This is a genomic window from Aeromicrobium sp. JJY06, from assembly GCF_044069275.1.
Taxonomy (GTDB): Bacteria; Actinomycetota; Actinomycetes; order Propionibacteriales; family Nocardioidaceae; genus Aeromicrobium; species Aeromicrobium tamlense.
Map to the genome: position 1 here is coordinate 295,754 of NZ_JBIMRD010000001.1, position 12,394 is coordinate 308,147.

10 protein-coding genes are annotated in these 12,394 nt (G+C 70.4%); 3 read left to right on the plus strand and 7 right to left on the minus strand.

The window, feature by feature from the left end:
• Together nhaA and ACGWYL_RS01495 are read right to left on the minus strand one after the other, a co-directional pair.
• The gene (gene nhaA, locus ACGWYL_RS01490) at positions 1-1,251 is read right to left on the minus strand and encodes a Na+/H+ antiporter NhaA (RefSeq protein ID WP_179423474.1); all 1,251 of its coding nucleotides are present in this window, start codon (positions 1,249-1,251) and stop codon (positions 1-3) included.
• An 87-nt stretch (positions 1,252-1,338) separates the two neighbouring features.
• Positions 1,339-1,812, minus strand: a complete 474-nt coding sequence (locus tag ACGWYL_RS01495; protein ID WP_179423472.1) for a PaaI family thioesterase — start codon at positions 1,810-1,812, stop codon at positions 1,339-1,341.
• A gap of 38 nt (positions 1,813-1,850) precedes the next feature.
• Between ACGWYL_RS01495 and ACGWYL_RS01500 the strand changes: the two genes are divergently transcribed.
• Genes ACGWYL_RS01500 through ACGWYL_RS01510 form a run of 3 tightly spaced genes read left to right on the plus strand, consistent with a single transcriptional unit; the run spans position 1,851 to position 4,376 of the window.
• Entirely contained in the window at positions 1,851-2,414 is a 564-nt protein-coding gene (locus ACGWYL_RS01500) for a TetR/AcrR family transcriptional regulator (protein ID WP_395486236.1), read from the plus strand.
• Positions 2,415-2,418: 4 nt separating this feature from the next.
• Positions 2,419-2,745 (plus strand): DUF503 domain-containing protein, encoded by a 327-nt coding sequence (locus ACGWYL_RS01505; RefSeq protein ID WP_179423468.1) that lies wholly within the window; start codon positions 2,419-2,421, stop codon positions 2,743-2,745.
• A 56-nt stretch (positions 2,746-2,801) separates the two neighbouring features.
• The gene (locus ACGWYL_RS01510; RefSeq protein WP_395486237.1) at positions 2,802-4,376 is read left to right on the plus strand and encodes an SLC13 family permease; all 1,575 of its coding nucleotides are present in this window, start codon (positions 2,802-2,804) and stop codon (positions 4,374-4,376) included.
• A 6-nt stretch (positions 4,377-4,382) separates the two neighbouring features.
• Here the strand turns inward: ACGWYL_RS01510 and ACGWYL_RS01515 are convergent, their stop codons facing one another.
• The 5 genes from ACGWYL_RS01515 to ACGWYL_RS01535 are packed head-to-tail and all read right to left on the minus strand — an operon-like array spanning position 4,383 to position 12,334.
• Positions 4,383-5,588, minus strand: a complete 1,206-nt coding sequence (locus ACGWYL_RS01515) for a nitrate/nitrite transporter (RefSeq protein ID WP_179423464.1) — start codon at positions 5,586-5,588, stop codon at positions 4,383-4,385.
• Positions 5,585-6,346, minus strand: a complete 762-nt coding sequence (narI, locus tag ACGWYL_RS01520; RefSeq protein ID WP_395486238.1) for a respiratory nitrate reductase subunit gamma — start codon at positions 6,344-6,346, stop codon at positions 5,585-5,587. Before narI ends, ACGWYL_RS01515 begins: the two co-directional genes overlap by 4 nt.
• Entirely contained in the window at positions 6,343-6,972 is a 630-nt protein-coding gene (gene narJ, locus ACGWYL_RS01525) for a nitrate reductase molybdenum cofactor assembly chaperone (protein WP_395486239.1), read from the minus strand. Before narJ ends, narI begins: the two co-directional genes overlap by 4 nt.
• Positions 6,969-8,633 (minus strand): nitrate reductase subunit beta, encoded by a 1,665-nt coding sequence (gene narH, locus ACGWYL_RS01530; protein WP_395486240.1) that lies wholly within the window; start codon positions 8,631-8,633, stop codon positions 6,969-6,971. The genes narJ and narH overlap by 4 nt, the downstream gene beginning before the upstream one ends.
• The gene (locus tag ACGWYL_RS01535) at positions 8,633-12,334 is read right to left on the minus strand and encodes a nitrate reductase subunit alpha (protein ID WP_395486241.1); all 3,702 of its coding nucleotides are present in this window, start codon (positions 12,332-12,334) and stop codon (positions 8,633-8,635) included. Before ACGWYL_RS01535 ends, narH begins: the two co-directional genes overlap by 1 nt.
• Positions 12,335-12,394 lie beyond the last annotated feature (60 nt).

Below are 12,394 nucleotides of genomic sequence, written 5' to 3' on the forward strand. Positions count from 1 at the left end.
TCAGCGCTGGAACGCGTCGGGCACGCCGTCGCCGTCGTCGTCCACCGACTCCTCGCGCTCCACGTCGCGGTAGTGCCGATTGCGGCGCCGCAGGACGATCGCGGCCAGGATCGACGCCGTCAGTGAGCCGGCCAGCACGCCGATCTTGACGTACTCCTCGAGCGCGTCCGTCGCGTAGGCGAGGTCGCCGATCAGCAGCGAGACCGTGAACCCGATGCCGGCGAGCATCGCCACGCCGAGGACGTCGACCCAGCGGATGCTCGGGTCGAGCTGCGCCTTCGTCGTGGCCGAGAGCAGCATGGCGCTGCCCACGATGCCGATCGGCTTGCCGAGCACGAGGCCCGCCACGATGCCGAGGGTGACCGGCGAGGAGAAGGCGTCGGCCAGCACGTCGCCCGACACGGCGACGCCCGCGGCAGTGAAGGCGAAGATCGGCACGGCGACTCCGGTGGACACGGGACGCACCCGGTGCTCCATCCGCTCGGCGATGCTGTCGTCGCCGCGCGCGGGCACGGTGAAGCCGAGCAGCACGCCGGCCACCGTCGCGTGGACGCCCGACTCGTGCATGAACCACCACGTGAGCAGCGCGAGGGGAATCAGGACCCAGCCCGTGCGAGGACCGCGGCGGGCGACGACGGCGAACAGCGCGAGCGGGATCACGGCGGCGCCGAGCATCAGGAGGTCGAGCGAAGCGGTGTAGAACACCGCGATGACCGTGATCGCGAGCAGGTCGTCCACGACCGCGAGGGTCAGCAGGAACGTGCGCAGCGCGGACGGGAGGTGCGTGCTCAGCACCGCCAGCACCGCCACCGCGAAGGCGATGTCGGTGGCCGTGGGGATCGCCCATCCGTGGGTGGTGCCGTTGCCGGCGTTGAACGCGACGAAGATCAGGGCCGGGACGGCCATGCCGCCCATGGCCGCCACGACGGGCAGCGCGGCACGGCGCGGATCGCTGAGGTCGCCCGCGACGAACTCGCGCTTGAGCTCGAGTCCGACGACGAAGAAGAAGATGGCGAGCAGCCCGTCGGCGGCCCAGTGCGCCACGGTCAGGTCCAGGTGGAGCGACTCGGGACCGATCCGGGCCTGGGTGAGGTCGAAGTACGCGTCCGACCAGGGCGAGTTGGCCCAGACCAGCGCGGCGAGGGCGGCGACCACGAGGATCGTGCCGCCCACGGTCTCGCGCCGCAGGATGTCGGCGATGCGAGCGGATTCGCGCCAGCTGCCGCGGGTGAACAGGCCGGGTGAGGTCATGGCAGTCCTTCAGGGGTCGGTGGCAGGACGCCGACCAGACTTCCCGGCACACCTGACGACCACCCTAGCGGTCGTGGCCGCCACCGCTCAGGAGTAGATCATGCAGGTGGTGGTGCCGTGCGCGACGAGCTTGCCGTCGGGGTCGAGCACCTTGCCCTCGGCCGTGGCGGTGCTGCGGCCGACGTGGATGATCGACCCGGTGCCGGTCAGCGTGCGGCCGTCCACCGGCACGGTGCGGATGTAGTTGACCTTGAGCTCGAGCGTGCCGTAGCCGACGCCCGGGCCGAGCATCGTGTGCACGGCGCAGCCCATCACCGAGTCCAGCAGGGTCGCGCAGGCGCCGCCGTGCAGCGTGCCGAGCGGGTTGGCCGCCGTCGGCAGCGACTGGATCGAGAACGACACCTTCCCCTCCTCCAACGACAGCACCTGCATGCCGAAGAGGTCGCCGATCACGGCGGGACGCTGGTCGCGCGGCAGCGTGAAGGCGAACTGCAGGAACTCGAGCCCGGTCATGCGGGACATCGCGGCGAGCTGGTCATCGGTGAGCGGCAGGGCGGTCATGCTGGTCAATGTAGACCGATCGGTCTATGGTGTCCACCATGGCCTCCCGCACCTCGCCCCGCGAGCGGCTCCTCGACGCCACGATCACGTCCCTGCGCCGCCACGGCGTGCAGGGCACCGGGATCGCCGAGCTGCTCAGCTCCAGCGGGACGGCGCGCCAGTCGATCTACCAGCACTTCCCCGGGGGCAAGGCCGAGCTCGTCGCGGCGGCCACCCGTCGGGCCGGCGACTTCATGGCCCGCCGCGACGGTGCGTCCGGGCCGCACGCGCACCTCGACCGGCGGGTCGACTGGTGGGTGGGCCAGCTGGAGCGCCACGACTTCGCCCTCGGCTGCCCGGTCGCCGCGGCCGCGATCGCCGGCAGCGAGTTCCCCGAGGTCGTCGAGGCCGCGGCCGAGGTGTTCGACACCTGGACCCGCTCCTACGCCGACCTCCTGGTCGAGGCCGGGGCCGAGCCGGAGCCGGCCACGGCGCTCGCCCGCTTCCAGATCAGCGCCCTCGAGGGCGCGATCCTGACCGCCCGCGCCCTGCGCACCGTCGAGCCCCTCGAGGACCTGCGCACGCACCTCCACCGTCTCGTCGACGACCTCCTGCCACACTGATCACGTGTGGGTGGGATGGATCGAGTTCGACCTGCGGCTCGGTGACGTGCACTCCCTCAAGGAGAAGCGCGCCATCGTCCGCCCGATCGTCAACGAGCTGCGGCGCCGGTTCTCGGTGTCCGCCGCCGAGACCGACTCCCTCGACCTCTACCGCCGCGCGGGGATCGGCGGCTCCCTCGTCTCGATCGACCGCGCGCACGTCGTCGAGGTGCTCGACGCCGTGGAGCGGTGGATGGCCGAGCGGCCCGAGGTCGAGATCCTCCAGGCGCACCGCCACCTGGCCAGCAGCGCCGACGACGAGGACGACCAGGCCGAGCTCCCGTTCGCGTAACGCCCGCGGCCTCCCTAGGCTGATGTGACTTCGATCACCACCGCCAGGGGGGCGCGATGAGCACGGCCGAGGAACGACCGACCACCTACCGCACGTTCGACGAGGTCCAGGAGACGCTCAGTCCGGCCGAGCAGCGCTTCGAGCGCATCCGCCGCACCACGGGTCTGTTCGCGGGCCCGGTCCTGGGCATCGTCACGTACCTCGCGTGCAGCTCGCTCGACGAGCCGGCGCAGCGCCTGGCCGGGGTGCTGGCGTGGGTCGCCGTCTACTGGATCTGCGAGGCGATCCCGATCCCCGTCACCGCGATGCTCGCGATGGCAGCGGTGATCGCGCTCGGCATCGCGACGGCCGACGACGTCTTCGGGGCCTTCGGCAACAGCACGATCTTCGTGTTCATCGGCGGCTTCATCCTGGCCGAGTCGATGCGCAAGCACGGGCTCGACCGGCGCTTCGCGTTCGGGATCCTGAGTTTGCCGGGGGTCGCCGCGTCGACCACGCGCATCATCGTGGCGTTCGGCGCGATCACCGCCGTGCTGAGCGGCTTCGTCTCCAACACCGCGACGGCCGCCATGATGATGCCGATCGGCGCCGGCATCGTCGGCTTCATGGCCTCGGCGATGCGCCGCAGCAGCGACGGTGACACCGACCTGAACCCGCAGCGGCTGCAGTTCGCCACCGCCCTGATGCTGATGGTGGCCTACAGCGCCAGCGTCGGCGGACTGCTCACGCCCGTCGGCAGCCCGCCGAACCTCATCGGCCGCGCGTACCTGGAGGAGGAGCTCGACGTCACGATCCCGTTCTTCCAGTGGATGATCCTGGCCTTCCCGCTCGTGCTGCTGATGTTCCTCGTGCTGTGCGTCCTGCTGGTGCGGCTCAACAAGCCCGAGATCAAGAGCGTCGAGGGCGTCGAGGGCTACATCGCCGAGGAGCGCCAGAAGCTCGGCACGATGGGCCCCGGAGGCCGCAACACCCTCATCGCGTTCGGCACCGCGGTCGCCCTGTGGGTGCTGCCCGGCGCGGTCGGCCTGGTCACCGGCGGCGAGTCCGACACCTACGACTGGCTGCTGGAGCACCTCGACGAGGGCGCGGTCGCGATCTTCGCCGCCTCGCTGCTGTTCCTGCTGCCGCTGGACTGGGGCAGGCGCGAGTTCACCCTGAGCTGGAACGACGCGGTGAAGATCGACTGGGGCACGATCATCCTGTTCGGCAGCGGCATCGCGCTGGGCGGACTGCTGTCGTCAACGGGTCTGGCCGAGACGATGGGCACCTCCCTGGGCGACCTGCTGGGCACCGAGACGCTCGTCGGCATCACCATCCTGGCCACCGTCATCGCCGTGATCATCAGCGAGACCACGAGCAACACCGCCAGCGTGGTCGTGGTCGCGCCGATCGCCGCCCAGCTGGCGCTCGCCGCCGACGTCAACCCGGCGATCCCCGTGCTGGCCGCGGTGTTCGGCGCGTCGTTCGGGTTCATGCTGCCGGTGTCGACGCCTCCGAACGCGATCGTCTACGGCACCGGCATGGTGCCGATCACCAAGATGCTCCGGTCGGGCATCGTGTTCGACGTCATCGGCATCGTCATCATCGTCACGGGCGTGACCGTGATGGCGAACCTGCTGGGGATCGGCTGAGGCGGGCTAGGCCGAGGTGGTCCGCTTCGCCCTGATCCCCCACTGGGAGAACGCGCAGGCGCCCAGCGCCACGACCATCAGCAGGACGAGGCCGACCGTGTAGCTGTGGTCCGCCTCGTTGTAGGTGGCTCCCATGACCAGCGGCGGGAAGAAGCCGCCGAGGCCGCCGGCGGCGCCGACGATGCCGGTGACGCTGCCGACCCGCTCGGGCGGCGCCAGCTGCGCGACCCACGCGAACACCGATCCGGTGCCCAGCCCCAGGAACAGCGCCAGCAGGATGAACGCGGCACCTGCCGGGACCTCGGGCACGGGCTGCAGCGCGACCACGCCGGCCATCACGACGGTGCCGAGCAGCGAGACCCCGGTGATCACCTTCGGGCCGACCTTGTCCGACAGGATGCCGCCCAGCGGTCGCGCGGCCACCGCGGCCAGCGCGAAGCCGGCGGTGCGGGTGCCCGCCGCGGCGAGGTCGAAGTCGTAGACGTCCTTGAGGTACGTCGGCAGGTAGGTGGAGAAGGCGACGAAGCCACCGAACGCCACGGCGTACAGGAACGACAGCTGCCACGTGATCGGCAGCTTCGCGGCGCCGACCAGCTTCGGCACGACCGGGTCGTGGTTGGCGGACCATGCGGGCGAGTCGCGCATCATCGTCCACGACAGGAGCGCCACGGCGACCAGCGCCGCCGCGATGAGGACGTGCGTCATCCCGTAGCCGAACCACTCGACCATCCGCGGCGTGAAGAACGCCGAGAGGGCGGTGCCGCCCATGCCCGCGCCGAACACGCCCGTCGCGAAGCCGCGGCGCGGCTTGTCGAACCACGCGTTCACGAACGGGATGCCCACCGCGAACGTCGTGCCCGCGATGCCGAGGAAGAAGCCGAACAGCAGCAGCAGCGGGTACGAGCCCCGGTCGCCGGCGAACGCGACGAGCAGCACGAACGGCGCCGACACGAGCATGAGGGCGGGGAACATGATCCGACCGCCGAAGCGGTCGGTCAGGGCGCCGGCCAGGATGCGGCCGAGCGAGCCGACCAGCACGGGCGTCGCCACGAGCAGCGACTTCTCCCCCGCGGTCAGGTCGAGCTGCTCGGCGTACCTCACGCCCAGCGGCGCGATGACGTTCCACGCCCAGAAGCTGATCGCGAACGCGAGCGTGGCCAGTGCCAGGTTCCGGCCCCGTCCCGCCTCGAGGGCCTGCTGCTGATCGCTCACCGGTCTCTCCTTCTTCCCGCGTTGTCACGGGTGCCGACGGGGTCCCAGCCGGGCCGCGGGTCACGGGCTCCGGCACCGTGCGCCGCATCGCGGCTCCGGTAGACGATGTAGGGGCGGAACAGGTAGTGCAGCGGCGCGGTGAAGGCGTGCACGAGCCGGGTGAACGGCCAGATCGTGAACAGCAGCATCCCCACCAGCACGTGGATGTGGAACTGGAACGGGGCCGCCGCCATCGCGTCGACGTCGGGCTGGAGCACGAAGATCGATCGGAACCACGGCGAGACCGTCTCGCGGTAGTTGTGCGCCTCGTGGCCGGCGCCGATCGAGACGAGCGTGGTCCACAGTCCCAGCACGATCGCGGCCACGAGCACGACGTACATGACCTTGTCGTTCGTGGTGGTGGCCATGAAGACGGGTCCGGTCGTGCGGCGGCGGTAGATCAGCAGGGCCAGCCCGCCGAGCGTCAGCAGGCCCGCGATCGTGCCGAAGAACAGGGCGTTGAAGTGGTAGAGGTCCTCCGTGACGCCCACCGCCTCGGTCCAGCTCTCGGGGATGACGAGGCCGCCGAAGTGGCCGATCGCGACCATGAGGATGCCGAAGTGGAACGCGGGCGAGCCGATCCGCAGCAGCCGGGACTCGTAGAGCTGCGACGAGCGGGTCGTCCATCCGAACTTGTCGTAGCGGTAGCGCCAGATCGTGCCGCCGACCAGCACCGCCAGCATCACGTAGGGCAGGACGCCCCACAGCAGGACGTTCATCGGCGTGCTCCTTCCGCGAGCGGCAGCAGCCGCGGGTCGAACGGCTCCAGGCCGACGGTCTCGGTGGGCTGCACGGGTCCGGCGAGGGCCATCGCCTCGGTGCGCGTGCGGGGCGACTCCCCCGGCAGGGTCGCGCACACCGCGCGCACGGCCCCGGCCCACGGGGATGCGTCGTCCTCCAGCTCGATGCGCAGCAGCTCGAGGCTCGCGCGGTACCGCTGCAGCAGCGCGGCGCCCGCCTCCGGGTCGACGACCGCGGCGAACTCCAGCACGACCGGGAGGTGGTCGGGCAGCTCGCCGCCGAGCCGGACGACCTGGCCGCTGTCGCGGTAGACCTGCTTGAACGCGGCGAGCACCTCGCCACGGCGACGGGTGTCGCCCTCGGTCCAGTACGAGAGGTGCAGCGCGTGCCGTCGGGTCAGGTCGAACGTGTCGACGTAGAGGTGGCGCAGCTCCTCCGGGTCGGTGGCGGCGAGCTGCTCGATGACCTCGAGCAGCTCGCGCACGGCGCGAGTCGGGCGCTGCTCGCGCAGCGCCGCCGCCAGCTGCGGCAGCGCCTCGATCACGTCGTCGTGCGGGTACGAGAGCACCCACGACGCGACCTGGTGGACGACCTGGGTGCTCATGAATCCTCGCTCCGGTCGGGGAACAACCCCTGCGGCACGCCGTTGCCGTCCCAGTTGAGGAGATTGACGCGGGACCGCAGGTGCTCGCCGCCGGCCGGGGTGTCGGTCTGCTGGCGGTCACGGAGTGCCTGGAACGTCTCGACCGCCACCGGGACGGGTCCGCCGCTGGCCTCGCCGAACGGGCCCGAGCCCCCCATGCCGGGTCCGTCCTCGAAGTCGAGGGAGCAGCCGATCTCCTCGAGGTGGTGGGCGTCCTCGGCGTGCGCCTGCGGGATGACGTAGCGCTCCTCGTACTTGGCGATCGCCATGAGCCGGTACATCTCGTACATCGACTCCTCGGTCATCCCGACCGCCTCGGGGATCGAGCCGTCGGGCTCGCGCCCCAGGCTCACGTCGCGCATGTAGGACCGCATCGCCGCGAGCTTGTTCAGCACCTCGGCGATCACCTCGGTGTCGCCGGCGGTGAACAGCTCGGCGAGGTACTCCATCGGGATCCGCAGCGAGCCGATCGCGCCGAAGAGCGTCTCGGGAGCCTCGGCGTCGTGGCCCTGCTCGCGCAGGAGATCGACGATCGGCGACAGCGGCGGGACGTACCAGACCATCGGCATCGTGCGGTACTCCGGATGCAGCGGCAGCGCCACGCGGTACGTCTTCGCCAGCGCGTAGACCGGCGACCTCCGGGCCGCGTCGATCCAGTCCTCGGGGATGCCCTGCTCGCGGGCCAGCCGCGCCACCTCGGGGTCGCTCGGGTCCAGCATGAGGTCCAGCTGGGCCTCGTACAGGTCCTGCGGGTCCGGGGTCGAGGCGGCGTCCGTCACGGCGTCGGCGTCGTAGAGGAACAGGCCCAGGTAGCGCAGTCGGCCGACGCACGTCTCGGCGCAGACGGTGGGCAGTCCGACCTCGATCCGCGGGTAGCAGAACGTGCACTTCTCGGCCTTGCCGGACTTGTGGTTGAAGTAGATCTTCTTGTACGGACAGCCGGTGATGCACTGGCGCCAGCCGCGGCAGCGATCCTGGTCGACCAGCACGATGCCGTCCTCGGCTCGCTTGTAGATCGCGCCCGAGGGGCACGACGCCATGCACGACGGGTTGAGGCAGTGCTCGCAGATCCGCGGGAGGTAGAACATGAAGGTCTGCTCGAACTCGAACCTGATCCTGTCCTCGCTCTCGCGGCGGACCTTCTCCACGATCGGGTCGAGGTGCCCCAGCTCGCTCGTGCCGGCGAGGTTGTCGTCCCAGTTGGCCGACCACGAGACCTTGGTGTCCTCGCCGGTGATGAGCGACTTCGGACGTGCCACTGGGAAGTCGTCGCCCAGCGGGGCCTCGATGAGCGTGGAGTAGTCGTACGTCCACGGCTCGTAGTAGTCGCTCAGCTCGGGCTGGACGGGGCTGGCGAAGATGCCGAACAGCTTGCGCAGCCGGCCACCGGCCTTGAGCGTCAGGTTGCCGCGGCGGTTCAGCTCCCAGCCGCCCTTCCACTGCTCCTGGTCCTCGTACCGGCGGGGGTAGCCCTGGCCGGGCCGCGTCTCGACGTTGTTGAACCACACGTACTCGGTTCCCGCGCGGTTCGTCCACGCCTGCTTGCACGTGACCGAGCACGTCTGGCAGCCGATGCACTTGTCGAGGTTCATCACCATGCCCATCTGGGCCATGACACGCATCAGTACGTCACCTCCTGCGACCGGCGACGGATCGTCGCGATGATGTCCCGCTGGTTGCCCGTCGGGCCCAGGTAGTTGAACGCGTAGGACAGCTGCGCGTAGCCGCCGATGAGGTGCGTCGGCTTCACCAGCACGCGGGTCACGCTGTTGTGGATGCCGCCGCGCCGGCCGGTGAACTCCGACTTCGGCACGTCGATCGTGCGCTCCTGCGCGTGGTGGACGTACGTGACGCCCTCGGGCAGGCGGTGCGTGACGATCGCGCGGCACACGAACACGCCGTTCGCGTTCGAGCACTCGATCCAGTCGTTGTCCTTGACCCCGATCGCCGCGGCGTCCTCCTGGCTGAGCCAGGCGGTGGGGCCGCCGCGCGAGAGCGACAGCATCAGCAGGTTGTCCTGGTACTCGGAGTGGATCGACCACTTCGAGTGCGGCGTCAGGTAGCGCACCGTGATCTCGCGGTCGCCGTTCTCGCCCAGGCGTGGCCCGCCGAACAGCCGGCTCATGTCGAGGGGTGGTCGGTAGATCGGCATCGCCTCGCCGAGGTCGCGCATCCAGTCGTGGTCGAGGAAGAAGTGCATGCGGCCGGTGAGCGTGTGCCACGGCTTGAGCCGCTCCACGTTGACGGTGAACGGCGCGTACCGCCGGCCTCCGGTCTCCGAGCCCGACCACTCCGGCGACGTGATGACCGGGACGGGCGCGGCCTGCGTCTGGGCGAAGGTGATGCGCTTCTCCTCCGAGCCCTCCGCCAGGTCGGCCAGCCGCTTGCCCACGCGCTTCTCCAGGGTGTGGAAGCCCTGCGTGGCCAGCTCGCCGTTCGTGGTGCCCGAGAGTGTCAGGATCGCCTCGGCCATCTTCGCGTCGGTGTCGATCGCGGGTCGGCCGGCGGCGACGCCCGAGTCGAACACTCCCCCGGACTGGGCGAGCAGCGACAGCGCCTCGGTGAGGTCGAAGGTCACGTTCTTGACGCCGAAGCCCAGCCGGTCGGCCAGCGGGCCGATCGCCTTGAGCTTGTCGGCCACGGCGGTGTAGTCGCGCTCGACGAGGTGCAGGGCCGGCATCGTCCTCCCGGGGATCGGCTCGACGTCGCCGCGCTTCCAGTCCAGGACGACGCCGCCGGGCTGCGCCGTCTCGCCGGGGGTGTCGTGCTGCATCGGCACGGCCACGATGTCGCGCCGCACGCCGAGATGGGTCCTCGCGAGCTCGGAGAACCTCTTCGCCACGTGGTGGAACATCGAGAAGTCGGTCTGCGACTCCCACGGCGGGTCGATCGCCGGCGTGAACGCGTGCACGAACGGGTGCATGTCGGTGGACGAGAGGTCGTGCTTCTCGTACCAGGTGGCGGCCGGGAAGACCACGTCCGACAGCAGCGTCGTCGACGTCATGCGGAAGTCGGCCGAGACGAGCAGGTCGAGCTTGCCCTCGGGCGCCTCGTCCCGCCAGACGACGTCCTTCGGCCTGACCGAGGCCTCCCCGTCGACCGCCTTCGTGTTCGAGTGCGTGCCCAGCAGGTGCTTGAGGAAGTACTCGTTGCCCTTCGCGGACGAGCCGAACAGATTCGAGCGCCAGAGCGTGAGCGTGCGCGGCCAGTTCTCGGGCGCGTCGACGTCCTCGATCGCGAACCTCAGCGAGCCGTCCTTGAGCCGCTGCACGACGTAGTCGTTCACGTCCTCGGCCGTCCCCGCCTCGATCGCCGCGAACGCCTCGTCGGCGAGGTCGAGCGGGTTGCGATCGAACTGCGGGTAGAACGGCATCCAGCCCATCCGCGCGGACTGCGCGATCGTGTCGGCCGTGTGCATGCCGGTCAGGTGCCCCTCCGCGAGCGGCGAGGCGAGGGCGTCGGCCCGATAGCCGTCGGAGCGCCACTGGTCGGTGTGCATGTACCAGTACGAGGTGCCCGTCATCGTGCGCGGCGGGCGGCTCCAGTCGAGGTTGTTCGCCAGCGAGATCCAGCCCGTGATGGGGCGGCACTTCTCCTGGCCCACGTAGTGCGCCCAGCCGCCGCCGTTGCGGCCCATGCTGCCGGTCAGCAGCAGCATCGACAGGATCGCGCGGTAGGTCGCGTCGGCGTGGAACCACTGGCAGACGCCGGCGCCCAGGATGATCATCGAGCGGCCGCCGGACTCCTCGGCGTTCCTCGCGAACTCGCGTGCCACGCGCACGCACGCCTCGGGCGTGACGCTCGTGACCTCGGCCTGCCACGCGGGCGTGTACGGCGAGGTCGCGTCCTCGTAGCCCGCGGGCCACCGGCCCGGCAGGTCGGGACGGCCGACGCCGTGCTGCGCCAGCATGAGGTCGAACACCGTGGTGACCAGCTGGTCGCCCACGCGGGTGACGGGCACGCCACGGCGCAGCACCTCGCCCTCGCCGTCGACGCCGGCGAACGACGGCAGCAGCACCTCGGCGGCGTCCGTCTCGACCCTCGCGTCCCGCAGCGACAGCGCCGGCGTGACGCCCTGCAGGTCGAGGTTCCACCTGCCCTCACCCGACTCGGAGTAGCGGTCGCCGAGCGTGCCGTTCGGGACCACGGTCTCGCCCGTGGCCGCGTTCACCAGGACCGTCTTCCACGCGCCCTCGGGCGTCTCGTCGCCGAGGTCGCGCGCCGTGAGGAACTTGCCCGGGACCAGGCCGCCGTGCTCCTCGTTCTGCTTGAGCGTGATGAGGAACGGCAGGTCGGTGTACTGGCGGACGTAGTCGACGAAGAACGGCACCCGCCGGTCGACGAAGAACTCCTTGAGGATGACGTGGGTCATCGCCATCGCCAGCGCGCCGTCGGTGCCGGCCTGCGCGGGCAGCCACTCGTCGGCGAACTTCGTGTTGTCGGCGTAGTCGGGGCTGATCGTCACGACCTTCGTGCCGCGGTAGCGGACCTCGGCCATCCAGTGCGCGTCCGGCGTGCGGGTCACGGGAACGTTCGAGCCCCACATCATGAGGTAGGTCGAGTCCCACCAGTCGCCGGACTCGGGGACGTCGGTCTGGTCGCCGAACACCTGCGGGCTGGCCACCGGCAGGTCGGCGTACCAGTCGTAGAACGACGTCATCGCGCCGCCGAGCAGGTGCGTGAAGCGGGCGCCGACGGCGTGCGACACCATCGACATCGCCGGGATCGGGCTGAACGTCGCGATGCGGTCGGGGCCGTGCTGCTTGATCGTGTGCACCTGGGCGGCCGCGGTGATCTCGACGGCCTCCTGCCAGTTGGTGCGGACGAAGCCGCCCTTGCCGCGGGCCTGCTGGTAGCGGCGGCGGCGCTCGGGGTCGCCGACCACGTCGGCCCACGCCAGCACCGGGTCGCCGAGGCGCTGCTTCGCCTCGCGGTACATCTCCAGCAGCACGCCGCGCGCGTACGGGTAGCGGACCCGCGTGGGCGAGTAGGTGTACCAGGAGAAGGCCGCGCCCCGAGGACAGCCGCGAGGCTCGTACTCGGGGCGATCGGGTCCGACCGAGGGGTAGTCGGTCTGCTGCGCCTCCCACGTGATGATCCCGTCCTTGACGTAGACCTTCCACGAGCACGAGCCGGTGCAGTTCACGCCGTGGGTGGACCGGACGACCTTGTCGTGACTCCAGCGGTCGCGGTAGAAGACGTCGCCGCGGCGTCCTCCCTCGCGAAAGACGGCTCGACCGTCGTCGGTCTCCTCCCACCGAGTGAAGAACCTCCCAGTCTTCAGCAGTGCAGCGCTTGCGGGGCCATCGAGGGGCTTCGCCATGACACCACCAGACCGCGTGGGGTGGGTCACACGCAACCCACCCATCACGTGCGGCACGAT

Bases quoted from the DNA above. Each gene is read 5' to 3' on its own strand.
- nhaA (WP_179423474.1), bottom strand. From the start codon at position 1,251: ATGACCTCACCCGGCCTGTTCACCCGCGGCAGCTGGCGCGAATCCGCT.
- ACGWYL_RS01495 (WP_179423472.1), bottom strand. From the start codon at position 1,812: ATGACCGCCCTGCCGCTCACCGATGACCAGCTCGCCGCGATGTCCCGC.
- ACGWYL_RS01500 (WP_395486236.1), top strand. From the start codon at position 1,851: ATGGCCTCCCGCACCTCGCCCCGCGAGCGGCTCCTCGACGCCACGATC.
- ACGWYL_RS01510 (WP_395486237.1), top strand. From the start codon at position 2,802: ATGAGCACGGCCGAGGAACGACCGACCACCTACCGCACGTTCGACGAG.
- narI (WP_395486238.1), bottom strand. From the start codon at position 6,346: ATGAACGTCCTGCTGTGGGGCGTCCTGCCCTACGTGATGCTGGCGGTG.
- narJ (WP_395486239.1), bottom strand. From the start codon at position 6,972: ATGAGCACCCAGGTCGTCCACCAGGTCGCGTCGTGGGTGCTCTCGTAC.
- narH (WP_395486240.1), bottom strand. From the start codon at position 8,633: ATGCGTGTCATGGCCCAGATGGGCATGGTGATGAACCTCGACAAGTGC.
- ACGWYL_RS01535 (WP_395486241.1), bottom strand. From the start codon at position 12,334: ATGGCGAAGCCCCTCGATGGCCCCGCAAGCGCTGCACTGCTGAAGACT.